Source organism: Streptomyces sp. NPDC088812 (assembly GCF_044750285.1).
Lineage (GTDB): Bacteria > Actinomycetota > Actinomycetes > Streptomycetales > Streptomycetaceae > Streptomyces.
In genome coordinates this window covers 79,806-102,879 of record NZ_JBIVJP010000010.1, presented here as the reverse complement: position 1 = coordinate 102,879, position 23,074 = coordinate 79,806, and the positions used below count along the sequence as shown (strand labels likewise).

21 protein-coding genes are annotated in these 23,074 nt (G+C 74.0%); 15 read left to right on the top strand and 6 right to left on the bottom strand.

From position 1 onward, the window contains the following. Positions 1-644, bottom strand: a 644-nt coding sequence (locus ACIP67_RS19200; RefSeq protein WP_401693053.1) for an FMN-binding protein, incomplete at its 3' end; no start/stop codon positions are given. 31 nt (positions 645-675) lie between these two features. Next, positions 676-2,013, bottom strand: a complete 1,338-nt coding sequence (locus ACIP67_RS19195; protein ID WP_401693051.1) for a ferric reductase-like transmembrane domain-containing protein — start codon at positions 2,011-2,013, stop codon at positions 676-678. Positions 2,014-2,180: 167 nt separating this feature from the next. On the opposite strand from ACIP67_RS19195, the gene ACIP67_RS19190 reads away from it, so the two are divergent. The 3 genes from ACIP67_RS19190 (at position 2,181) to ACIP67_RS19180 (ending at position 6,042) form a co-directional block, all read left to right on the top strand. Beyond that, on the top strand, positions 2,181-2,870 hold the full coding sequence (locus ACIP67_RS19190; protein WP_401693050.1) for a response regulator transcription factor: 690 nt from the start codon (positions 2,181-2,183) through the stop codon (positions 2,868-2,870). Beyond that, the gene (locus tag ACIP67_RS19185; RefSeq protein WP_401693049.1) at positions 2,867-4,318 is read left to right on the top strand and encodes a sensor histidine kinase; all 1,452 of its coding nucleotides are present in this window, start codon (positions 2,867-2,869) and stop codon (positions 4,316-4,318) included. Before ACIP67_RS19190 ends, ACIP67_RS19185 begins: the two co-directional genes overlap by 4 nt. Before the next feature lie 638 nt (positions 4,319-4,956). After that, the gene (locus tag ACIP67_RS19180; protein WP_401693048.1) at positions 4,957-6,042 is read left to right on the top strand and encodes a YbhN family protein; all 1,086 of its coding nucleotides are present in this window, start codon (positions 4,957-4,959) and stop codon (positions 6,040-6,042) included. A gap of 92 nt (positions 6,043-6,134) precedes the next feature. On the opposite strand, the gene msrB is transcribed toward ACIP67_RS19180, so the two are convergent. The 4 genes from msrB to ACIP67_RS19160 form a co-directional block, all read right to left on the bottom strand. Then, positions 6,135-6,542, bottom strand: coding sequence for a peptide-methionine (R)-S-oxide reductase MsrB (gene msrB / locus ACIP67_RS19175; protein ID WP_401693046.1), 408 nt, complete (start codon positions 6,540-6,542; stop codon positions 6,135-6,137). A gap of 22 nt (positions 6,543-6,564) precedes the next feature. Next, on the bottom strand, positions 6,565-7,956 hold the full coding sequence (gene murC / locus ACIP67_RS19170) for a UDP-N-acetylmuramate--L-alanine ligase (protein ID WP_401693044.1): 1,392 nt from the start codon (positions 7,954-7,956) through the stop codon (positions 6,565-6,567). Positions 7,957-8,038: 82 nt separating this feature from the next. Then, entirely contained in the window at positions 8,039-8,512 is a 474-nt protein-coding gene (locus tag ACIP67_RS19165; protein ID WP_401693042.1) for an indole-3-glycerol phosphate synthase, read from the bottom strand. A 401-nt stretch (positions 8,513-8,913) separates the two neighbouring features. Continuing rightward, complete coding sequence (locus ACIP67_RS19160) at positions 8,914-9,798, bottom strand: pyrimidine reductase family protein (RefSeq protein WP_401693040.1); 885 nt, start codon at positions 9,796-9,798, stop codon at positions 8,914-8,916. Between the two features lie 37 nt (positions 9,799-9,835). Here ACIP67_RS19160 and zapE point away from each other — a divergent pair, with 37 nt between their 5' ends. From zapE to ACIP67_RS19100, 12 genes are all read left to right on the top strand, one after another. Further along, entirely contained in the window at positions 9,836-10,939 is a 1,104-nt protein-coding gene (zapE, locus tag ACIP67_RS19155) for a cell division protein ZapE (RefSeq protein ID WP_401693038.1), read from the top strand. Between the two features lie 186 nt (positions 10,940-11,125). Beyond that, positions 11,126-11,533 (top strand): hypothetical protein, encoded by a 408-nt coding sequence (locus tag ACIP67_RS19150; RefSeq protein ID WP_401693037.1) that lies wholly within the window; start codon positions 11,126-11,128, stop codon positions 11,531-11,533. Between the two features lie 81 nt (positions 11,534-11,614). After that, a complete protein-coding gene (locus ACIP67_RS19145; protein ID WP_389515353.1) occupies positions 11,615-12,196 on the top strand; it encodes a carbonic anhydrase in 582 nt (193 codons plus the stop codon). Positions 12,197-12,204: 8 nt separating this feature from the next. Beyond that, positions 12,205-13,686, top strand: a complete 1,482-nt coding sequence (locus tag ACIP67_RS19140) for a SulP family inorganic anion transporter (protein ID WP_401693036.1) — start codon at positions 12,205-12,207, stop codon at positions 13,684-13,686. Between the two features lie 116 nt (positions 13,687-13,802). Further along, on the top strand, positions 13,803-14,594 hold the full coding sequence (locus ACIP67_RS19135) for a slipin family protein (RefSeq protein ID WP_401693035.1): 792 nt from the start codon (positions 13,803-13,805) through the stop codon (positions 14,592-14,594). A gap of 92 nt (positions 14,595-14,686) precedes the next feature. Beyond that, a complete protein-coding gene (locus tag ACIP67_RS19130) occupies positions 14,687-16,084 on the top strand; it encodes a PhoX family protein (protein WP_401693033.1) in 1,398 nt (465 codons plus the stop codon). Between the two features lie 84 nt (positions 16,085-16,168). Beyond that, positions 16,169-17,011: a polysaccharide deacetylase family protein gene (locus tag ACIP67_RS19125; protein WP_401693031.1), complete on the top strand. Its 843-nt coding sequence runs from the start codon at positions 16,169-16,171 to the stop codon at positions 17,009-17,011. Positions 17,012-17,171: 160 nt separating this feature from the next. Then, positions 17,172-17,363 carry a hypothetical protein gene (locus tag ACIP67_RS19120; protein ID WP_385073812.1) on the top strand — a complete coding sequence of 64 codons (192 nt, stop codon included), beginning with the start codon at positions 17,172-17,174 and terminating at the stop codon, positions 17,361-17,363. A gap of 58 nt (positions 17,364-17,421) precedes the next feature. Continuing rightward, positions 17,422-18,123 carry a peptidyl-tRNA hydrolase gene (locus tag ACIP67_RS19115; protein WP_401693029.1) on the top strand — a complete coding sequence of 234 codons (702 nt, stop codon included), beginning with the start codon at positions 17,422-17,424 and terminating at the stop codon, positions 18,121-18,123. A gap of 124 nt (positions 18,124-18,247) precedes the next feature. Beyond that, complete coding sequence (locus ACIP67_RS19110) at positions 18,248-19,732, top strand: DUF692 family multinuclear iron-containing protein (RefSeq protein WP_401693028.1); 1,485 nt, start codon at positions 18,248-18,250, stop codon at positions 19,730-19,732. A gap of 244 nt (positions 19,733-19,976) precedes the next feature. Beyond that, positions 19,977-20,792 (top strand): TIGR04222 domain-containing membrane protein, encoded by an 816-nt coding sequence (locus ACIP67_RS19105; protein WP_401693027.1) that lies wholly within the window; start codon positions 19,977-19,979, stop codon positions 20,790-20,792. Between the two features lie 395 nt (positions 20,793-21,187). Then, on the top strand, positions 21,188-22,795 hold the full coding sequence (locus tag ACIP67_RS19100) for an alpha/beta hydrolase (RefSeq protein ID WP_401693025.1): 1,608 nt from the start codon (positions 21,188-21,190) through the stop codon (positions 22,793-22,795). Positions 22,796-23,074: the final 279 nt, after the last annotated feature.

Sequence of the window (23,074 nt, the reverse complement as noted above, 5' to 3'; positions counted from 1 at the left end):
ACCGTGTCGATGTCGGCGCTCTGCGCCTGGAGCGTCTCCTCGATCAGCGTCGGCACCGCGGCCGCCGTCTGCGGGTGGTCCGGCTGCTTCAGCATCCGCACCGCGCTGATCGTGTCACCGTCGAAGGTCACCTCGACCTGCACGTCACCCTTCTCGGTGGCGACGGTGGACCCCTCCACGACCTGGGAGGCGTCGGCCTCCGGGGCGGAGGCGGACGGGGACGCCGAGGCCGACGCCGCCTTCGCGTCGATCGCGGCCTGGAGGGACTCCCGGTAGCCGTCGCTGGTGACGGTCGCGCCGGACACCGTGTCGATGTCGGCGCTCTGCGCCTGGAGCGTCTCCTCGATCAGCGTCGGCACCGCGGCCGCCGTCTGCGGGTGGTCCGGCTGCTTCAGCATTCGCACCGCGCTGATCGTGTCACCGTCGAAGGTCACCTCGACCTGCACGTCACCCTTCTCGGTGGCGACGGTCGTGCCCTTCACGACCAGCCCCGAGGAGCCGGACGCGGGGGCCGTGGAGGACGCCGCGGGTGCCGACGCCGATGCCGGGGCCTCGGCCGCCGGCGTGCCGGTGGACGGCTCGTAGCGCCACACCGGGACGAGGCCGGCCACGGACAGGACCAGGACAGGTAGTGCTCGCTTCACGTCGTTCTTTCCTCGTCTTCCGCGTCTTCCGTCATCCCGCCAGGCTGAAGCGTTCGAAATGGATCTGTTGCCGGGGCACGTCCAGTGCGCGCAGGCTGCCCAGGACCGCGTCCATCATCGGCGGCGGGCCGCACAGGAAGACGTCGCGGTCGGCGATGTCCGGCACCAGCCGGGCCAGCTCGGCCGGGGCCAGCCGGTCGGGGACGGGCGGGCCGGTCACCAGGTGCAGCTCGGCGCCCTTGGCGTGGGCGAGGTCGCGCAGTTCGTCGTAGAGGACCGCGTCCCGTTCGCTGCCCACGCGGTAGACGACGACGGCGTGCCCGTGCAGTTCCTCCAGCAGGGCCCGGATGGGGGTGACGCCGACGCCGCCGGCGACCAGCACGGCCTCCGGGCGGGTCCGGTGCATCGCGGTGAAGGCGCCGTAGGGGCCCTCGGCGAAGACCCGGGTGCCGGGCTTGAGGTGGCGCAGGCCGGCCGAGCCGTCGCCGGCGGCCTTGGCGGTCAGGCGCAGGGTGCGGCCGTCGGGCGCGGCCGACAGGGAGAACGGGTTCGCCTGCCACCAGCGGTCCCGGGTGAGGAACCGCCACAGGAAGAACTGGCCCGCGCGGGCCGGCAGCAGGTCCAGGTCACGGCCGGTGATGTACACGGAGACCACGGTGTCGGACTCGGGGACGACCCGCTCGACGCGCAGCCGGTGGCGCCGGTTGCGCCACAGCGGCAGCCCCAGCCGGCCCACGGCGACGGACCCCAGGGCGACGGCCCACAGGGCGTACCAGTAGCCGGTGGCGGCGGGCGAGGAGGTGAAGGTGGTGCCGACGGCGACCTGGTGGGTGAAGGCCAGCACCACGGCGACGTAGGCGTACAGGTGGATGAAGTGCCAGGTCTCGTAGGCCAGCCGGCGCCGGGCCCAGCGGGCGGAGACGGCGCCGATCACCAGGATCATCCCCAGCGCGACGACCGCGCGGAACACGCCCTCGACGGTCTCGGCGAGGTCGACGAGCTGGCTCACCGGGTCCAGGGAGGACGACCGGGCGTAGCCGAGGGTGATGAACACCACGTGCCCGACCAGCGTCCACAGCAGGCCGAAGCCGGTCCAGCGGTGCCAGTTGGTCAGCCGGTCCATGCCGATACGACGGTCCAGCCAGGGCAGCCGGGCCACCAGCAGCAGCTGGAAGGCCATCAGCAGGGCGGCGTAGAGGCCGGTGAAGCGGCCCAGCACGACCAGGGCGTTGGAGGCGAAGCCCGCTTGTACGGCGAAGAGGGTCACGACGGCCGCGTTCGCGGCCAGCACGGCGTACAGGCCGGTGCGGGCCACGACTTTGGGACGTATCGCCGTGGGGGGTACGGGAGGCGACTGCACGGTCGTCACGGACGGGAACTCCTTGATCTGCTGCTAGGACGATTCGGTCCTAGGACACAGAGCTTCGCTGCCCGAAGCTGTCGATTCCCTGTCGTACAACTTTCAAGTGGGTATCGATCGCCCTCCGCGCCGCACCGGGGTCTGGCGCGCGGGGGCGGGTGGCGCAGTATGTGCGGGTGGAAAAAGTACGACTGCTGGTGGTGGACGACGACCCGCCGATCGCCGATCTCGTGGCGACGGTCGCCCGCTACGAGGGCTGGGAAGCGGTCACCGCGAACTCGGGCGAGGAGGCGCTGCGCCGCGCCGCCGAGTTCCGGCCGGACATCGTGGTGCTCGACCTGATGCTGCCCGACGCCGACGGCTTCGGCGTCCTGGACCGGCTGCGCCGCTCCGGGACGATGGTGCCGGTGGTCTTCCTCACCGCCCGGGACGGCGTCGCCGACCGGGTCGCGGGTCTGACCCGGGGCGGCGACGACTATCTGGTGAAGCCGTTCGCGGTGGAGGAGCTGATGGCCCGGCTGCGCACCGTGCTGCGGCGCAGCGCGGGCCCCGCCTTCCAGCGGTCGGTCCTGCGGGTCGGCGATCTGACCATGGACGAGGACACCCGTGAGGTGCGGCGCGGCGAGAGCCCGCTGACGCTCACCCCGACCGAGTACGAGGTGCTGCGCTACCTGATGCGCAAGTCGCCGACCGTGCTCACCAAGGCGCAGATCCTCGACCACGTGTGGGAGTACGGCTTCGGCGGCCGCTCCAACGTCGTCGAGCTGGTCGTCAGCCGGCTGCGCCGCAAGCTGGACGCGACGGGCGCGCCGATGATCCACACCGTGCGCGGGTTCGGGTACGTCGTCCGGCAGGCGGCGGAGTGATCCGGCGGCTGCGGCAGGCGTACCGCAGGCTCCGGCTCGGCACCCGCCTCGCCCTGGCCCTCGGCGTGCTGTCGCTGGTGGTCTTCGCGGTCGTCGGCACGGCCCTGACGACGTACATGCGCGACTACCTGTCGCAGCAGCTCAACGAGCAGCTCCGGATCGCCCAGGTCGCCCAGTCCAAGAGCATCGCCACGTACGGCACGCTGGAGGGCAAGAAGTACTACGGCTGGTACTACGCCGTCTACGACGTGTCGGACGGTACGCCCGTGCTCCGCGCGCCCGAGGACGCCGCCGACGTGCCCGGGGACGTCGAGGACTTCACCGCGGTGGCCCGCGCGCGGGCCGCCGGCGGGTCGGAGGTGCTGCGCACCGAGCTCCTGGACGGCGAGGGCCTGTACCGGCTGCGCGCCTGCGAGGTCGAGCCCGGCGTGATCCTGGTGAGCGGCGCGCCCATGGACGACATCGAGGACACCGTCCAGCACCTGATCACGATCCAGGTCGTCACCTTCGCGCTCGCGCTGCTGACCCTCGTGGTGGTCGGCCGTGCCCTGCTGCGGCGCGGTCTGAAGCCGCTGAGCGACATGGCGCACACCGCGCACGGCATCGCCTCGCACGACCTCACCGAGACGGCGGCCCGGCTGCCGCTGCGCGCCGACCGGGCCGGCGGCGGGCCGGAGGTGGAGGAGCTGCGCACCGCGTTCAACACCATGCTGGAGCACATCGACGACTCCCTCGCGGTCCGCGCCCGGGCCGAGCAGCGGCTGCGCCGCTTCGTCGCGGACGCCTCGCACGAACTGCGCACCCCGCTGATGTCGGTGCGCGGCTACGCGGACCTCTTCCAGTACGCGGCCGCCAACGCGCCCGAGGAGCGCGACCGGCACCTGGCGCGGCTGCGCGCGGAGGCCGCGCGCATGGGCGTCCTCCTCGACGACCTGCTGATGCTGGCCCGGCTGGACGCGGCGGAGGTCGACACACCGCTGCGGCGGGAGGACACCGACCTGGTGGAGCTGGTCGAGCAGGCGGCCGACGCCTTCCGGGCGAGCCACCCGAACCATCCGCTGACGGTGGCGCCGGGCCCGTCGGCGGTACGGCTGTGCCTGGACCCGCAGCGCGTCCGGCAGATCCTGGACAACCTCCTCACCAACGCGGCCGTACACACCCCGGCCGGCACCCCGGTCTCCGTCACGGTGTCCGCCACCCGGGACGCGGCGCGGGTCGGCGTCAGCGACAAGGGCCCCGGCATCCCGGCCGGCGACCGGGAGCGGGTCTTCGACCGCTTCTACCGCGTCGACAAGGCCCGCAGCCGCGACCGCGGCGGCAGCGGCCTCGGCCTGGCGGTGGCCCGCGCCCTCGTCGAGGCCCACGGCGGCACCCTCGACCTGGACGACGCCCCGGGCCGCACGGTCTTCGCCCTGACGCTGCCGCTGCGACCGACCGGCGACGGCTGACGCCGACGGCCGTACGCGTCGACGGTCCGGCCCGTCGCCACACCGGCCGGCCGTCGACGCCCGGCCCGGACGGTGTGGCGGCGGACGGGCGTCGGGCCGTGCATGTGCAGACTGCGCGGGGTCCGGGGTGCCCGGGGTGCGGACGACGGCCCGGGAAGGCGGGCGTCGGTCGACGGGCGACGGGCAGCAGGCAGCAGGCAGCAGGCAGCGCCACCGAACGGGATCTCGGGCGGCGCCACCGGACGGCCCCCGAAGCGGGATGAGCGGCGGGCACCCCGGGCAGAACTCCCACAGCCCTACGCACCGCACCGCATCACCGCGCCGCACCGCACCGCATCACCACACCACACCGCATCACCACACCACACCGCATCACCACACCACACCGCATCACCACACCACACCGCATCACCACACCGCACCGCATCACCGCACCGCGCCGCATCACCGCACCGCACCACACCCCACCGCACCACACCCCACCGCACCGCAGTCGCCCCTCCGCCCTCGCACCGTCGGCTGTCGGACACCGCACCGTCACGCCGGAGGGGAATCTCCTCCCCCGCCCCTTCCCTGCCCAGGGCCCGATTCCGTCACCCCGGCGTCCGCGGAGGTGACGCGGAAGGACGACGTGCGCCGTGTCCCTGCTGCCGCTCGACGGTCCCGCATCCCCGCTCCCCCGCGCGGACGACCGCCACCCCGAGGCCCCCTCGACCGCCCCCGCCGCCCCCGCCGCCCCCGCAACCCCAGCAGCCTCCGCAACCCCCGCGGCCCCCGCCGACCGCGTGGCCGGTTCGCCCGTCCGCCGCCGCGCCCTGATGCTGTTCCCGGTCCTGCTGCTGGGGATCTGGGCGGCGATCGACTGGCGTGCCGTACGCGACGGCACCGCCCGCCTCGCCGCCGCCGACCCCTGGTGGCTGCTGGCCGGGCTCGTGTTCACCTGCCTCGGCTGGGTCGCCGCCGCCTGTGTCCGCCAGGGCGCGGTCCCCGACCGGCTGCCCAAGGGCCTGCTGCTGGCCTCCCAGGTCGCCGCGGGCGCCGCGAACCACCTCCTGCCGGCGAGCATCGGCGCCCACGCGGTCACCGTCCGCTTCCTGCTGCGCCAAGGCGTCCCGCTCCCCCGGGCCACCGCCTCGATCGCCCTGTACTCCCTGGTCAGAACGGTGGCGAAGACGCCGTTACTGCTCGTCTTCGTCCTGGCCGCCCCGGCCGCGGTGCCGCCTTCCGCGCTCCTGGCGCGGGGACGGACGCTGGTCCTGGCGGTCGTGGGCCTGCTGCTCGCCCCCGCGGCGGCCACGGCGCTCCTGGTCCTGGTCCGCGCCTGGCGCGGCCCGGCCCTGGCATTTGTCCGCACGGCGCTCACCGACGCCCGCCACCTGCACACCCGCCCGGCCCGGTGCCTGCCCCTGTGGTGCGGGGCGATGGCGGCACCGCTGCTCCAGGCCTGCGTGGTCGCCTCGGTCGGCACGGCGCTCGGCGTGCCGCTGTCGTGGCCGCAACTGGTCTTCGCGTTCCTCGCCGCGAGCACCGCGGCGGGCGCCGTCCCGGCCCCGGGCGGCATCGGCCCCGTCGACGCGGCCCTGGTCCTCACCCTGGCCGGCTACGGCACCCCTCTCGCCCTGGCCACGGCCACGGTCATCGGCTACCGCGCCCTGACCGTCTGGCTGCCCCTGCTGCCCGGCATGCTGGTGCTGTCGGCGCTGGTCCAGCGGAAGGCCCTGTGAGCCGAGGAACGGGAACGGGCCCGACCGGGAGAAGGACGACGGGCGGAGCCGGGGCGGGGCGGCTCCGCCCGGGGGTCGGTTCTCGGTGCGCGTCAGTTCTCGGCGGGCGTCAGCCGCAGGGAGACGCTGTTGATGCAGTAGCGCTGATCCGTCGGGGTCGGGTAGCCCTCGCCCTCGAAGACGTGCCCGAGGTGCGAGCCGCACCGCGCGCACCGCACCTCGGTCCGCCGCATGCCGTGCGAGCGGTCCTCCAGCAGTTCCACCGCGTCGCTGTCCTTCGGATCGAAGAAGGACGGCCAGCCGCAGTGGGACTCGAACTTGGTGTCGGAGGTGAACAGTTCGGCGCCGCAGGCCCGGCAGGAGTAGACGCCCCGCGTCTTGGTGTCGGTGTACTCACCGGTGAAGGCGGGCTCGGTCCCCGCCTGGCGCAGCACGGCGTACTCCGCCGGGGTGAGCTCCGCCCGCCACTGCTCGTCGGGCTTTTCGACGTCGTACGACATGAAGGCCAACCCCTTACTCAGATCACTGTGCGAGACGGTCCAGGATGCGCGGGCCGAGGTCGGTGACGTCGCCCGCGCCCATGGTGAGAACGAGATCACCGGGCCCGGCCATTCCCGCGATCAGGGCGGGCACCTGGTCCTTGTCGTGCACCGGAGTCACGTCGGCGCCGGCCGCGCGGGCCGCGTCGACGATCAGCTCGCTGGTGATGCCCGGGATCGGGTCCTCGCGGGCCGGGTAGATGTCGAGGACGAGGGAGGCGTCCGCGAGGGCCAGCGACCGGCCCATCTCCCGGCCCAGTTCCTGCGTCCGGGAGAAGAGGTGGGGCTGGAAGACGACCAGGATGCGGGCGTCACCGGCCGCCGCGCGCATCGCCTCCAGGTCCGCGGTCATCTCGGTCGGGTGGTGCGCGTAGGAGTCGACGACCTGGACGCCCGCCCGCTCGCCCTTCAGCTGGAGGCGCCGCTTCACCCCCGTGTACGCGGCCAGCGCCGGCGCCAGGTCCCCGGCCGGCACCCCGAGGGCCACACCCGCCGCCAGCGCGGCGACCGCGTTGTGCGCGTAGTGGCGGCCCGGCACGGAGACCGCGAAGGTGAGCTCCCGCCCGTCCAGCAGCACGGTCACCCGGCTCTTCAGCCCCTGCGCCTCGACGGCCAGCACCCGCACGTCGGCGTCCTCCGCCTCGCCGTACGTGACCACCCGCACGCCTCCGCCCCCGACCCGCCGGGTCAGCTCCCGCGCGCCCTCGTGGTCGGCGTTGACCACGAGCGTGCCGCCGGGCACGACCTTCCCGACGAACGTCTCGAAGGACTCGTAGATCTCGTCCATGGACGCGTAGTTGGCGTGGTGGTCCAGCTCCACGTTGAGGACGATCGCGACCTCGGGCGCGTACGTGTGGAAGCTGCGGTCCGATTCGTCCGCCTCGGCGACGAAGATCTCGCCCGCGCCGTGCTCGGCGTTGGAACCGGGCGCGTCCAGGTCGCCGCCGATGGCGTAGGAGGGGTCCAGTCCCAGCTCGCCCAGCGACACGGCCAGCATGGACGTCGTGGTGGTCTTGCCGTGCGTACCGGCGACGGCGATCGGCCGCAGCCCGTCCATCAGCCGGGCCAGAGCGTCGGAGCGGTGCACCACCGGGACGCCCAGCTCCGCGGCGCGGGCCAGCTCCGGGTTGTCCGCCCGGATCGCCGACGACACCACGACACAGCTGGCGTCGTCGGCCAGGTGGCCGGCGGCGTGCCCGATGTGCACGGTCACGCCCAGCGCCCGCAGCGCCTCGGCCGTCCCCGACTCCTTGGCGTCGCTCCCCGCCACCTTGGCCCCGCGCCGGGCCAGGATCTTCGCGATGCCCGACATCCCGGCACCGCCGATGCCGATGAAGTGCGGTCGGTCCATGGCGGTAGGAAGGCCGGGTGCCATGCGTGTTCTCCCAGAGTGCGGTGCATAGGACGATGAGCGTGCCCAGCCTATTGCGTGCCGGGACCGCCCCCGAACGACAGGCCTACGCCTTGCTGTGGGAGAACAGCTTGAGCACCGGCACGCCCACCTTGTGCCGCGCCCGGGAGGCCCAGTCCCGGTGGAAGAACTCCTCCACGTAGTGCGGATCGGTCAGCACGATCACCTCGTCCGCCCCCACCTCGTCGACGACCGTCTTGAGCGCGTCCAGCGGATGGTCGTCGACCAGGCGCCCCTGCGCCGTGCTGCCCGCGGCGCGCAACGCCGTGAGGGACACCTCCAGGGCTCTCTGTCCGACGCTCTTGGCCTCCTCCCCCTCGGGTGTCTCCCCCTCGCGCACGGCCTCGTCGAGCTCGCCGAGCGCGATGTCGTCGATGGCCCGCAGCAGCCGGTCGGCCTGGTCGCCGCGTGGCTGGAGGAGCACGTGGAAGGAGACCTGCTCGTCCCCGTGCAAGGTGGTGACGAACTCCACGTCGGCGGACGTCAGGGCCTTCTCGATCATCAAAACGCTTGTGAACACCAGCGCCTCATTCTCCTTCGAGGACCCGCGTGGCCCTCAGTCCTCCGTGGCCGTGATCGGCCCTGCGGAAACCATCCTGCCCCGCGCTCGCACGGGTCCTGCCGTCCTAGTCTGCCCGCCCGAAGCCAACCGGAACGGCATATTCCGCCGAATTCGGAACCAGGGCAGCCGTGCCCGCCTTCCCCGGATCCGCCGCGTCACACCTGCTTTTTTCCGTCACTTCGCACACCGGCGTCCCACCCGTCCTTTCTCCTGTCCCCCCGGTTCCGGACCATGCCGCTCCAGACCCTGCCGCCTGGGGCCGTACCGCTGCGAGCCGTGTCGCTTCGAGCCATGCCGCTCCCAGCCCCGTCGCCTCAAGCCTCGTCGCTCCAGGCCCCCTCGCTCCAGGCCCCGTCGTTTCAGGCCCTGCCGTACCGCCCGTAGAGGAAGCCGTCCTCCTCCAGGAGGGACACCAGGGTGAACCGGCGCGGGACCGCGACCGACGGACCGCCCGTGATGCGCTGCGCGTCCCCGGCGGTGAGCAGCGGCGAGACCGTCAGGCACAGTTCGTCGAGCACCTCGGCGGCGACCAGCTGGCCCAGCAGCCGCGGACCCCCCTCGGTCAACAGCCGGGTGTGCCCGAGTCCGGCGAGGACCTGGACGGCCCGCGCGGGCTCGACCCCCGCCCCGTCCCCGGCGAGCAGCACGCGGGCCCCGGCCTTCTCCGCGGCCGCGATCCGGTCGGGGGCGGCCCCGGCACCCGTGAGGATCAGGGTGGGCACCACCGGCGCGGTGAACAGCGGCAGCGAGAAGTCGAGGTCCAGGCTCGCGGTGACGATCGCGATGGCGGGGACGGGTGCCTGACCGGCCGCCTCCCGCCGCCCGGCGAACTCGGCCCGGACCCGGGCGGGGCGGTACCCCTCCTGGCGAACCGTTTCCGCACCGACGAGCACCACATCGGCGAGTGCCCGCAGGGTGCCGAAGATCCGCATGTCGGTGGCGTTGGAGATGGGCTGTGAGCGCCCCTCGTGCTGCGCGGCCCCGTCGAGCGTGGAGACCATGTTGGCCCGCAGCCAGGGCGTCGGCTCCCCGGGCCCGGGATCCGGGTAGGCGTAGGCGTCGGCGATCTCGTCCAGGCTCCACTCCCGGGAGTCGCGGGCCTCGTGGGCCTCTCGCGCCTCCCGGGTGTCTCGCGCCTCCAGGGCCTCGCGCTCCTCGGCGGTGGCGGGGGACCCGACGGCCCCACCGGCCTCGTCCGGGCTCTCGGCCGCTGTCTGGTCGGTCACAGGGAACAGGCGTCGCATACGAGGCAGTCTGGCACGGCGCTTAGCATGGGGAACCGTGTCGTCCTCCACCCCCGCCCCCGGCCTCGGCCCGATAGCCGACGCGGCCCCGCTGTCCCTGTGCGCGCGTGAGCCGCACGTCCCCGCGGACCGGCTGGTCGCCGAGATGGTGCCGCCGCCGCGGTTCGACTCGGTGCGCTTCAGCACGTACATCCCGGACCCGAACCAGCCCAGCCAGACCCAGGCGGTCGGGGTGCTGGAGGGCTTCGCGGCCGGACTCGGCGGAGCGCACGCCGTCGGCGGCGCCCGACGGGGCTTCCTCGGCTTCCGCCGGGCGAAGGCGCCCAAGACCCCGCCCGGCCCGCGCGGGGTCTACCTGGACGGCGGCTACGGCGTCGGCAAGACCCACCTGCTGGCCTCCCTGTGGCACGCGACCCCGGCGGAGCCCGCGCTCAAGGCGTTCGGCACGTTCGTCGAGCTGACCAACCTGGTCGGCGCCCTCGGGTTCCAGCAGACGGTGAAGACCCTCTCCGGCCACCGCCTGCTGTGCATCGACGAGTTCGAGCTGGACGACCCCGGCGACACCGTCCTCGTCTCGACCCTGCTCGGCAAGCTCGTCGAGGCGGGTGTCGCGCTCGCCGCCACCTCCAACACCCTGCCGGGCAAGCTGGGCGAGGGCCGCTTCGCCGCGGCCGACTTCCTGCGTGAGATCCAGGGCCTGTCCGCGCACTTCCGCGCCCTGCGCATCGACGGCGAGGACTACCGCCACCGCGGCCTGCCCGAGGCGCCGGCGCCGTACTCCGACGAACAGGTGACGAAGACGGCGTACGCCACCGCGAGCGCCTCCCTCGACGACTTCCCGCAGCTGCTGGAACACCTCGCGCGGGTGCACCCCAGCCGCTACGGCGCCCTCACCGACGGCCTGAAGGCCGTGTGCCTCACCGACGTGCGGCCGATTCCCGACCAGTCGACGGCCCTGCGGCTCGTCGTCCTCGCCGACCGGCTCTACGACCGCGAGGTGCCCGTCCTGGCCTCGGGGCTGCCCTTCGACCGGCTGTTCAGCGAGGAGATGCTGAACGGCGGCTACCGCAAGAAGTACTTCCGGGCGATCTCCCGGCTGACCGCGCTGGCCCGCGACGCCCAGCGGCTGATCGAGTCCTGATAGCCGATCTCCCCGACCGGGTCAAGGATCAGTTCGCGCCATCCATCCCTCGCTTTTGAGGCGCACTTCATCTCGAAACGCCGAGTTAACCCTGCAAACGACTTTGCAGGGTTAACGTGTTTCTTGACCAACCGTTGACCAGCACTTGGTCCGGACTAGACGCGTGAACTGCTCGGAGGGGGGCGCATGTTCCGAGGTGAGGCGGTCCGGACCGCCGTGTCGCTCCTCGCCGTCGTGCTCCTGGCCCTTCCGCTCTTCGCGCCCGCGCCCTCCTTCGCACACGCGCACACCGTCCGTCAGGCCAAGGCCAACACCCAGCCCGGAATCAACCCCCCGGGCGCGACACCGCGTGACGAGACCGTCACGTCCTCCGCATGCGACCGGTCCGGGGCTCCCTACGACCCCTTGCGCACCCGCGACCGCCACCGCTCGGCCTCCACGGCCGACTCGGCGCCCCAGCAGCGCGAGCGCACCCTGCCCGCGCGGGATCCCGCGGCCGCCCACCGACCCTGCGGGCCGGCCGCGTCGCACCACCGCCCGTCGAGATCCTCGACCGGCCACTCTCCGGCGGCGCTCCAGGTCTTCCGCTGCTGAGAGAGAAGCAGACAGCAGTGCCTTCACCTGTCCTGCCCGTCCGACGCGCCCCCCACGGCGCGCCAGGAGGAATCACCACATATGCAGCCCCTCATCGACAACGCCCGTACGTTCGGACAACGCCCTGAGGAGTTCGCCCGCCTCGCGGAAGGCCAGTCCCCCCAGGTCCTCTTCATCACCTGCTCCGACTCGCGGGTCGTGCCCGCCCTGATCACGGGCGCCCGCCCCGGCGAGCTCTTCGAGCTGCGCACCGCGGGCAACATCGTGCCCCCGTACGGCTCCGAGCGCCCCACCGGCGAGGCGGCCACCATCGAGTACGCCGTGGAGGTCCTCGGCGTCCAGGACGTCGTCGTCTGCGGCCACTCCCACTGCGGTGCCGTGGGCGCGCTGGTGCGCGGCGACGATCTCGACGCCGTACCCGCCGTCCGGGACTGGCTCGCGCACTCCGCGGGCCGGCCGCCGGCCGCCGACCCCGACGACCCGACGGTGATGCGGGCGGTGCAGCACCACGTGCTCGCCCAGCTGCTGCGGCTGCGCTCCTACCCGTGCGTGGAGAAGCGGCTGGCGGACGGCCGGCTGCGGGTGCGCGGCTGGTACTACGAGGTGCACACCGGTGCCGTACGCGAACACCGTGCGGACACCGACGCGTTCGAGGCCCTGTGAGCGCCGCGATGACCTCACGGAACACCTCGCGAATATCCCGGTTCCCGCACCTGAAGGAGGACTTCACCGCCTCCCTCGTCGTCTTCCTGGTCGCGCTCCCGCTGTGCGTGGGCGTGGCCGTGGCCTCCGGCGTGCCGGCCGAGCTCGGGCTCGTCACCGGCATCGTCGGCGGCATCGTCACCGGCCTGATGCGCGGCAGCAGCCTCCAGGTGTCCGGCCCGGCGGCCGGTCTGACCGTGCTGGTCTTCGAGGCGGTGCGGGAGTTCGGACTGCCCGCCCTCGGTGTGATCGTGCTCGCCACCGGCGTGCTCCAGGTCGGCATGGGCGTCCTCAGGCTGGGCCGCTGGTTCCGGGCCATCTCGGTCTCCGTCGTCGAGGGCATGCTGGCCGGGATCGGGCTGGTGCTGATCGCCGGCCAGCTGTACTCGATGGTCGGCGCCAAGGCGCCGGACTCCGGTCCGGAGAAGATCGCCGGGCTGCCCGAGGCACTCGTGGACGCGTTCGGCACCACCGCCGCCGCGGCCTCGCTCGCGCTCGGCGCCGGCACCATCGCGGTGCTGGTGCTGTGGAAGCGGCTGCCGGCGGCGGTGCGCACGGTGCCCGGCCCGCTCGCCGCGGTGGGCCTGGCGACCCTGGCCGCGCTGGTGTTCTCGCTGCCCGTGGCCACCGTCGAGGTGCAGGGACTGCTCGGCTCGATCCAGCCGCCGCCCCTGGCCTCCTTCGGCGAACTGGCGGACCTCGGCCTGCTCGCCACCGTCGTCGCCTTCACCCTGATCGCCTCCGCCGAGTCGCTGTTCAGCGCGGCGGCGGTGGACCGGCTGCACGACGGGCCGCGCACCGAGTACGACCGGGAACTGGTCGCCCAGGGCACCGGCAACGCCGTCTGCGGGGTGCTCGGCGCGCTGCCGATGACCGCGGTGATCGTGCGCAGCTCGGCCAACGTCCAGGCGGGCGCCCGCACCAAGGCGTCCCGCGTCCTGCACGGCGTCTGGCTGCTGCTGTTCGCCGCGTTCCTGCCGGACGTGCTCGCGTACATCCCCCTGCCGGCCCTCGCCGGCATCCTGGTGCACGCCGGGGCCAAGCTCGTCCTGGTGCGGGCGATCGCGGGCCTGTGGCGCGAGCACCGGGGCGAGGCGCTGATCCTGGCCGTCACGGCGGTGTCGATCGTCGTGGTCAGCATGTTCGAGGGCGTCCTGATCGGTCTCGCGCTCGCCGTGGCGAAGACCGCGTGGGAGGCCTCGCACATCAGGCTGGACGTCGTCGACCAGGGCACCGGGCCCGTCCTGGCATCCCTGTCGGGCAACGCGACCTTCCTGCGGCTGCCGAAGATCCTCGACAGCCTGGAGTCCCTGCCGCAGGACCGCCCGGTCGAACTGGACCTGTCCGGCCTGCACCACCTCGACCACGCCTGCCGCACGGCACTGGAGGCGTGGGCCGAACGGCACAGCGCCGTCGGCATCGAGCCGGTGAAGCTGACGATGGCCGCCTAGCGTCCGCCGCGTCCACTGCATCCGCCCAGGGCGGGTTCCGGGCATGGCCCGGGACCCGTCCGCGGACATATCGTTGCAGGAGCAGGCATTCCGGACCTCTCAGGGAGGGGATCGTCGTGCTCCAGGAACTGTTGCCGGCGTTCGCGGCGGTGGCCGCCGGGGGATTCGCGTACTTCGTGGCGGGCGCGCGCGTGGTGAAGCAGTACGAGCGCGGGGTGGTCTTCCGGCTCGGCCGGGTCGCCGGCACCGTCCGCACGCCGGGTTTCACGATGGTGATCCCCGCCGTCGACCGGCTGCGCAAGGTGAACATGCAGATCGTCACGATGCCGGTGCCCGCCCAGGAGGGCATCACCCGCGACAACGTGACCGTGCGGGTGGACGCGGTGGTCTACTTCAAGGTCGTGGACCCGTCGGCGGCGGTCATCAACGTCGAGGACTACCGTTTCGCCGTCTCGCAGATGGCGCAGACCTCGCTGCGGTCCATCATCGGCAAGAGCGAGCTGGACGACCTGCTGTCCGACCGGGAGAAGCTGAACCAGGGCCTTGAGCTGATGATCGACAGTCCGGCCGTGGGCTGGGGCGTGCAGATCGACCGAGTGGAGATCAAGGACGTGTCCCTGCCGGACACGATGAAGCGTTCGATGGCCCGGCAGGCCGAGGCCGACCGTGAGCGGCGGGCCCGGATCATCAACGCGGACGCCGAGCTCCAGGCGTCGAGGAAGCTGGCCGAGGCGGCCGAGCAGATGTCCGAGCAGCCGGCCGCGCTCCAGCTGCGGCTGCTCCAGACGGTGGTGGCGGTGGCCGCGGAGAAGAACTCCACGCTGGTCCTGCCCTTCCCCGTGGAACTGCTGCGCTTCCTGGAGAAGGCCCAGCAGCCGCCGCCCCCGCCGCAGGCCGACGCACGGTGACGCGCGTTCCGTGCGTGGTTCCCGGGGCGCGCGACGGGTGATAGACACGGCGGGTCAGTGTTCCTGTCCGCCAGCAGGAAGGTCACCACCCCATGCCGGAAACCCCCGTGCCGGGAGCCCGCAGCGCCACCACCCGCCGTCAGATCCTCGCCCGCACCGGTGCCCTGGGAGCGGGCATCGTCTTCTCCGGAGCCCTGCCGGAACTCTTCGCGGACACCGCCGCCGCGGAGAACCTCGGCCACACCGGCTACGGCCCCCTCGTCCCCGACCCGGACGGCCTGCTCGACCTGCCGGAGGGCTTCCGCTACCGGGTCCTCTCCCGGGAGGGCGACCCGCTGCGCTCCGGCGAGGGCCCGGTCCCCTCCCACCACGACGGTATGACGGCCCTGCCCGGTCCGCGCGGCCGGGTCCACCTGGTCCGCAACCACGAGAACCGCCCCACCGCGCCGCTCGCCGTCCCCACCGTCGAGGGCCTCACCTACGACCCGGCCGGCAAGGGCGGCTGCACGGCCCTGACGCTGGACCACCGGGGCGAGGTGCTGGCGGAGCGGGTCGCGATCGCCGGGACGGCCGTCAACTGCGCCGGCGGGCCCACGCCCTGGCACACCTGGCTGACCTGCGAGGAGACGGAGGACCGGGCCGGCACCAACGGCTACGCCAAGGACCACGGCTTCATCTTCGAGGTCGACCCGTCCGACCCGTACCGCACCGGCGCCGTGCCGCTCACCGCGATGGGCCGCTTCCAGCACGAGGCGATCGCGGTCGACCCGCGGCGCGGGGTGGTCTACGAGACGGAGGACGCGTTCGAGAAGCCCTTCGGCCTGTTCTACCGCTTCCTGCCCGAGAAGCCGCTGGGCGGCACGGGCTCGCTGCGCGCCGGCGGCCGGCTCCAGGCGATGCGCGTGCCGGGCGTGGCGGACCTGTCGTCGATCCAGGAGACGGGCGCCGCCTTCGACGGCATCGAGTGGGTCGACGTACCGGACCCGCTGGCCGCCGGGACCGCCATCCGCTTCCAGGACTTCGGCCCGCGGGGCATCACGCACGCGCAGAAGCTGGAGGGCTGCTACTGGAGCGGGCGGAGCGTGTACTTCGTGTCGTCGTTCGCGCGCGGCGCGGACGGCTCGGCGGCCGACCACTACGGCCAGATCTGGCGCTACGACCCGGAGCGGCGCCGGCTGACCCTGGTGATCGTCTTCGGGCCGGCCACGGACGTTCAGCTGCCCGGCGAGTCCCCCGACAACATCTGCCTCGCGCCCGGCGGCGGCCTGATGGTCTGCGAGGACGGCAACGGCGCCCAGCACGTCTTCGGTGTGACCCGGCACGGCGAGGTGTACGCGATGGCCAGGGGCCGGCAGAACATCGGGACCGCCGAGGAGCCGGAGTGGGGCGAGTTCGCCGGCGTCACCTTCTCCCCCGACGGCCGGACGATGTACGTCAACTGCTACACGCCGGGGACGACGTTCGCGGTGACGGGGCCCTGGCGCCGGTAGCGCACTGGACCGGGCGGGTGACACCACGACAGGCGCGCACATATTTACACACAATTAGGGGTTCTTCCCTCATAGCGTCACAGGGTGATCGCTCCCGTACGCCGTCTCGCCGCCCTCTGCGTCCTGGGTGCCGCACTCGCCGCCTGCGGCACCGGTCAGGCGCCCCGGCCCGCCCGCCCGGCCCCCGCCCCGCCCTCCTCGACACCGGCCGGGCCGCCCACCCTCGCCCCGGGTCCGGGCGGCCTGGCCTCCGTCTTCTCCCACGCCCCGCGCACCCACGGCAGGTCCGTCGCCCTCACCTTCGACGCCGACATGACCGCCGACCAGGGCCCGCGGGCGGCCGCCGGCGAGCGGTTCGACAACCCGGAGCTGATCGCGGCGCTCCGGACGCTGAAGGTGCCGGCCACCGTCTTCATGACGGGCCGGTGGGCCGAGGAGTACCCGGACCAGGCACGCGCCCTCGGCCACGACCCCCTGTTCGAGGTCGCCAACCACTCCTACAGCCACTACGCCTTCACCGACGACTGCTACGGCCTGCCGACCGTGCCGGAAGACCGGATGCGGGCCGACGTGGAACGGGCGTACGCGGCCTTCCGCAGGGCCGGGATCCCCGACGCGCGGCCCTACTTCCGCTTCCCCGGCGGCTGCTACGACCGGCGCGCACTGCGGGCGGTGAGCGGCACCGGCGTGACCGCCGTGCAGTGGGACGTGGTGGGCGGGGACGCCTTCGCCACGGACGCGGACGCCGTGGCCCGGCAGGTCCTGGAGGGGGTGCGGCCGGGTTCGGTGGTCGTCCTGCACTGCACGCGCAGCGCCGCCCCGACCACCGAGCGGGCGGTGCGCGCGATCGTGCCCGAGCTACGCCGGCGCGGCTACCGCTTCGTACGGGTGTCCGAGCTGATCGGCACCGCGCAGGGCCGGCGGTGAACGGGCTCGCGTGGAGGACGGGCCGGCGTGGAGGACGGGCTCGCGTGGAGGACGGGCCCGCGTGGAGGACGAGCTCGCGTGGAGGACGGGCGGGCCTGGAGGACGGGCCGGCGGTGAACGGGCCCGTGGTGAACGGCCCGCGCTCTCGTACGCTGGAGTCATGAGCGACGACGACGGCGACACCGGATACTGCCTGATCGACGCGACGCGTCCGCCCCGGGCCGACGGGCCGCCGTACGCCGAGTGCGTGCTGTGCCGCGAGCCGACGGAGTACCCGGAGTCGTACAAGGGGATCACGCTGTGCCCCGTCTGCGAGTGGCAGGAGGCGCAGCGCACGGCCTGCTCGGGCTGAGCGGGCGGCTCGGGGCGGTCCGCGAGGGTCTTCAGGAACGGTCGAGTACCCTGCGCCCGTGAGTGAGAGTCCCTTCCAGGCCGAGCCGAACCCGCGCGACGAGGCCCCCCAGTTCGTGCTGCCCCTCGTCGTCCGTCTGGAGCGGGCCGAGCCACCCGCCCGCACCGACGCGCTGGAGACCGCCGCCCGGGCGGTGCTCGTGCTGCTGAGCGACGAGCGCTCCACCGGCGACGGGGAGTGGGCGGGGGCCGTGCGGGACTGGCAGGACGCCCGGATCCGGAAGGTCGTGCGGCGGGCCCGGGGAGCCGAGTGGCGGCGGGCCGGGCAACTGCCCGGCATCACGGTGACCGGGAAGGCGGCCGAGGTGCGGGTGTTCCCGCCGGTGCCGCTGGACGGCTGGCCGAAGGAGCTGGCGAAGCTCCAGGTGTCGGGGACCGAGCTCGACGACCCGCAGGCCCCGGCGGAGGCGGATCCGGGACTGCCGGTGCTCTGGATGAGCCCCGAGGTGCAGATGTCGGCGGGCAAGGCGATGGCGCAGGCCGGACACGGCGCGCAGCTCGCCTGGTGGGGGCTGTCGCCGCAGGAGCGGGCGGCCTGGCGCGCGGCGGGGTTCGCGCTCGCGGTGCGCACCGCGCGTCCGGAGCGGTGGCGGGAGCTGACGGCGAGCGGGCTGCCGGTGGTACGGGACGCGGGGTTCACCGAGATCGCGCCCGGCAGCTGCACGGTGGTCGCCGACCATCCCGCCCTCCGCCGGCCGTAGGGCCGGTCGTCCACACCGGGGAACCTCAAATGTTGCTCTGAAGGAGGGCGACGCGCGGTTCGGGCCGAGGCTGGGGGGCGATATCCCCGTCACCACGGAGGGGGACCGGACGGAGGAGGGGACCATGACACGGCTCGGAACGGGGACACGGCTCGGAACGGGGATCGGCTGGCGGCCGGAGATCGCGGACGCGGTGGAGCGGATGCCGGGCATCGACTGGGTCGAGGCCGTCGCCGAGAACATCTGCCCCGGCCACCTCCCCGCCTCCCTGCTGCGGCTGCGCGAGCGCGGGGTCACGGTCGTCCCGCACGGCGTCTCGCTCGGCCTCGGCGGCGCGGACCGGCCCGACGAGGGCCGGCTGACGGCGCTCGCCGAGCGGGCGGAGGCGCTGGGCTCCCCGCTGGTCACCGAGCACATCGCGTTCGTACGGGCGGGCGGCCCGCTGACCGCCTCAGCGCCGCTGGAGGCCGGGCACCTGCTGCCGGTGCCGCGCACCCGGGACAGCCTCGACGTGCTGTGCGAGAACGTGCGCATCGCGCAGCAGGCGCTGCCGGTGCCGCTCGCCGTCGAGAACATCGCCGCGCTGCTCGCCTGGCCCGGCGAGGAGATGACGGAGGGCCAGTTCCTGTACGACCTGGCCGACCGCACCGGCGTACGCCTGCTCATCGACGTCGCCAACCTGCACACCAACCACGTCAACCGCGGCGAGGACCCGGCCGAGGCGCTCGCCGACCTGCCGCTGGAGGCCATCGCCTACGTCCACGTCGCGGGCGGCTTCGAGCGGGACGGCGTCTGGCACGACAGCCACGCCCACCCGGTGCCCCGCCCGGTCCTCGACATCCTGACCGACCTCACCTCGCGGGTGGCGCCGCCCGGCGTGCTGCTGGAGCGCGACGAGAACTTCCCCGAACCGGCGGAACTGGAACGGGAACTGGCGTCGATCCGGGCGGCCGTGGACGAGGGCACCCGGATACGGACCGCTCCCCCGGCCGACGGGACCGCGACCGTCGGCGGCGGGGCCATGTCCGTCGGCGGCGGGACCGCAACCGTTGTCGGCGGGGCCATGTCCGTCGGCAGCGGGACCGCAACCGTTGTCGGCGGGGCCATGTCCGTCGGCAGCGGGACCGCAACCGTTGTCGGCGGGACAGCACCCGTTGCCGTCGGGACCGCGACCGCGGGAGTGCGCGCCGTCACCGCCCTGCCGGACACGACCCGTCGGCGGCTCGGTCTCGCGCAGACCGCCCTGCTCTCCGCCCTGGTCGCCGGGGCCCCGGCCCCCGAGGGCTTCGACCGGGCGCGGATCGACGTCCAGGCGCGGGCCCTGGCCGCCAAGCGGGCCGACGTGGTGGCCAAGGTGGCGCCGGAGCTGCCGCAGATCCTCGGCGGCGGATACCGCGCCGCGTTCATGGCGTACGCCCAGGGCCACCCGATGCGCGGCGGGTACCGGCGGGACGCGCTGGACTTCGCGGAGCAGGTGCTGCGGGACGGGCCGCCGATGGCGGAGCGGGCCCGGCGGGAACTGCGCGGGTGGTGGCTGGACCGGTCGGGACCGGCCCCGCGGCCGCGGTCGCGGTGGGCCCGGATGGGACGGTCGCTGATCCGGCGGTGAGGCGTCCGGGCGGCGGCGCCCGCACCGCGCCGGCACCGCGCCCGCATCACGTGCGCGCCACGTCGGCACCGCGCCGCACCGCGTCCGCATCACGTGCGCTTCGCCCGGTCGCCCGGTCCGCTCCACCGCTCCGGGGGGCGTCCCGACGGGACGAACGGAAACGGAACGTCACAGACCGACAACGCTCGGTCCGGATCGTGAACAAGGCATGGCGCTCCCTGTGCGTCTGGCATAGAAACGCGGCATGTTCTGGGTCCTTCTCCTCCTCGTGGCCTGGGCCGTCGCCGGCGCGGCGTGCATCCGGCTGTGCCTGGCCGCCGTACGGGCGGCGGCCGTCGACGTGGACACGGGTCAGGACCATGACCTGACGCTCTACGAGGCGGCGTTCCTCTCCGGGGGCCCGAGCCGGGTCGCCGACCTCACCCTGGTCTCCATGGCGCGGCAGCGGCGGCTGCTGCTCGCCCGCACCGGCTGGGCGACCGTCGTGGACCCGCGCGGGCGCGACGAGATGGAGCGGTCGGTCATCGGGGCCATCGGGCCGGAGGGCCAGTCCCCCATCGCGCCGGTGCGGTCCGCCGCGGCCGCGGCGGACGCGGTGCGCGGCCTCTCCGACCGGCTGGTCGGCGCCGGCCTCGCCGTGCCCGACGGTCTGCGCACGACGGTCGCGGCCGGAGTGCGGCAGGTGCGGGCCGCCGCCGGGGCCGTGCTCGCGCTGGGTGTCGCCGCGCTGCTGACGCCCGTCCCCCCGGACATGCCGCGCACCCTGGTCGCACTCTGGTTCGCGCTGCCCCTGGCACTCACCCTGAGCTGTCTGGCCATAGCCCGGGTCGAGGTGCACCCGTACTCCCGCTGGGCCTCCCCGGCCGGCCGGCGCCTGCTGGGCGCGCTGGCGCGACACGCGGACGGCGCCGGCGCCGGCGACGGCGACGCCGCGGGTGACGACCGCACCTACCTGACCTGCGTCGCCGTCCGCGGGATCCGGGCGGTCGGCGAGCCGGACCTGCGGGCGGCCTTCGGCCATCGCGAGCCGTACGGACGGACGCAGGACCAGGGCCGGTAGCCGGACTCCCGTCGCCCGCCCCATCGGTCGCCCCCGTCGGTCGCCCCCATCGGCCGCCCCGTCGGCCGCCCGTAGGGCCGAAGCCCTGGCCGGACTTCCGTCGGCCGCCCGGAGAACCGAGGCCCGTAGCCGGATGCGCCCCGTACGCCACAGCACGCCCAGCACCCCCAGCACTCCCAGCACTCCCAGCACTCCCAGCGCGCCCCGTGCGCCCCGTGCGCCCGGAGGGTCCGGAGGGTCCGGAGGGTCCGGAGGGTCCGGGTGGACGGGGCGCATCCGGGTGCCGGGGGGCGCACACGGGGCATTGACGCCGACACCCCCGGCCGGTGCTTGCCTTCCCCAACCGACGCACCAAACATCCCTTTTGTCGCCGCCGCGCACCGAAGGGACACGCGATGAGAGCTGCCGCCCTCTACCCGGCCGCCGGAGCCCTGCTCCTGACCACCCTCTCCGCCGCTCCCGCGGGCGGTGCCCCGAGTGACGTCGCCGGCTCCGGCGTCGCGCTCGCCGCCGCGCGCGCCGCACAGGAGGGCATCGCCTTCGGGAAGTGCTCCGGCACGCCCGAGGCACCGAGCGGCGTGCAGTGCGGCACGGTCACCGTCCCGCTCGACTACGCGCAGCCGAACGGCAAGCGGATCCAGCTGACCGTCAGCCGGGTGCGGGCCACCCAGCGCGACCCGCGCAACGACAAGCGCCGGGTGCCCCGGCAGGGCGCGCTGGTCTTCAACCCGGGCGGACCGGGAGCCTCCGGTCTGCACTTCCCGATGGCCGGAACGCTGCCGGCGTGGAAGCGCGTCGGGGCCGCGTACGACCTGGTCGGCTACGAGCCGCGCGGGGTCGGCCGCTCGGCGCCGCTGACCTGCCAGGAGCCCCGGCACTTCGTCAAGGCCCCCTCCCCGTCGCCGACGCACCCGTCGGAGTCCTACAAGCAGGAGCGCATCGCGCAGGCGAAGGCCTACGCGCGCGGCTGCGCCGAGCGGGCGGGCGGCGCCCTGCGCCACTACACCTCCCTCAACAACGCGCGTGACCTGGACGTCCTGCGGGCCGCGCTCGGCGAGGAGCAGCTGACCTTCATGGGCGCTTCGTACGGCACCTACTTCGGGGCGCTGTACGCCACGCTGTTCCCGGGGCACGTGCGGCGGATGGTGTTCGACGCGGCCGTGAACCCCGACCCCGCGCAGGTCTGGTACCGCAACAACCTCGCCCAGTCGGTGGCGTTCGAGAGCCGCTGGACGGACTTCCGGGAGTGGGTCGCGCGCCACGACGACGTGTACGAGCTGGGCGACACCCCGCAGCGGGTGCTGCGCAGCTACGAGCGGGCGCGGGCGAGACTGGCCGCGGAGCCGGCCGGCGGGACGGTCGGGCCGGGGCAGTTGCAGGCCGCCTTCCTCCAGGCCGGGTACTACGACGACCACTGGCCGTCCCGTGCCCACGCCCTGTCGGCCTACCTGAACGGCGACCCCAAGCCGCTCGTCGCACTGGCCGCGCCGGTGCGGGAGGCCGCGGCCGCGGCCGCGGTGGAGAACGCCGGCGCCGTCTACACGGCCGTGGAGTGCAACGACGCGCCCTGGCCGACGGACTTCCGGGTGTGGGACCAGGACAACACGCGGATCGCGCGCGTGGCGCCGTTCGAGACCTGGGACAACGTGTGGGCGAACCTGCCGTGCGCGTACTGGCAGGCGCCCCGGCAGCAGCCGCTGGACGTGCGGACCGGGCCGGGCGAGCTGCCGCCGACGCTGATCCTGGCCGCCGAGCGGGACGCCGCCGCGCCCTACGAGGGGGCCCTGGAGATGCAGCGTCGTCTGTCGGGCTCGGTGCTGGTGACGGAGCGGGACGCCGGCACGCACGGCATCGCCGGCGGTCCGAACCGCTGCGTCAACGGCCATGTGGAGGCGTACCTGCTGGAAGGGCGGCTGCCGGCGCGGCGCGCGGCGTGCGCGGCGCGCCCGGAGCCGACGCCGGCGGACCACCCCGCGCGGGAGGCGGCCCGGGCGAAGAGCTGACCGGTTCTCCCGGCCGGGCCTCCCCGGCCGGAAGAACCGGTCCCGAGGGCCCGCGCGGGAGAACCGGTCCCGAGGGCCCGCGCGGGAGAACCGGTCCCGAGGGTCCTGGCGGATAACCGGCCCTGCGGGGCCGGGCGGAAGAACCGGTCCCGAAGGCCCGGCCGGAAGAACCGGTCCCGAAGGTCCTGGCGGAGAACCGGTCCCGAAGGCCCGGCCGGGAAGCCCGGTCACGGGGCCCGGCGGAGGACCCGGGTGCTGAAAGGCCCGGTCGGTCTGTGC

Coding starts and splice junctions, on each gene's coding strand:
- msrB (WP_401693046.1), bottom strand. CDS start 6,542: ATGTCGTACGACGTCGAAAAGCCCGACGAGCAGTGGCGGGCGGAGCTC.
- murC (WP_401693044.1), bottom strand. CDS start 7,956: ATGGCACCCGGCCTTCCTACCGCCATGGACCGACCGCACTTCATCGGC.
- ACIP67_RS19160 (WP_401693040.1), bottom strand. CDS start 9,798: ATGCGACGCCTGTTCCCTGTGACCGACCAGACAGCGGCCGAGAGCCCG.
- ACIP67_RS19150 (WP_401693037.1), top strand. CDS start 11,126: ATGTTCCGAGGTGAGGCGGTCCGGACCGCCGTGTCGCTCCTCGCCGTC.
- ACIP67_RS19145 (WP_389515353.1), top strand. CDS start 11,615: ATGCAGCCCCTCATCGACAACGCCCGTACGTTCGGACAACGCCCTGAG.
- ACIP67_RS19140 (WP_401693036.1), top strand. CDS start 12,205: ATGACCTCACGGAACACCTCGCGAATATCCCGGTTCCCGCACCTGAAG.
- ACIP67_RS19130 (WP_401693033.1), top strand. CDS start 14,687: ATGCCGGAAACCCCCGTGCCGGGAGCCCGCAGCGCCACCACCCGCCGT.
- ACIP67_RS19120 (WP_385073812.1), top strand. CDS start 17,172: ATGAGCGACGACGACGGCGACACCGGATACTGCCTGATCGACGCGACG.
- ACIP67_RS19110 (WP_401693028.1), top strand. CDS start 18,248: ATGACACGGCTCGGAACGGGGACACGGCTCGGAACGGGGATCGGCTGG.
- ACIP67_RS19105 (WP_401693027.1), top strand. CDS start 19,977: ATGTTCTGGGTCCTTCTCCTCCTCGTGGCCTGGGCCGTCGCCGGCGCG.
- ACIP67_RS19100 (WP_401693025.1), top strand. CDS start 21,188: ATGAGAGCTGCCGCCCTCTACCCGGCCGCCGGAGCCCTGCTCCTGACC.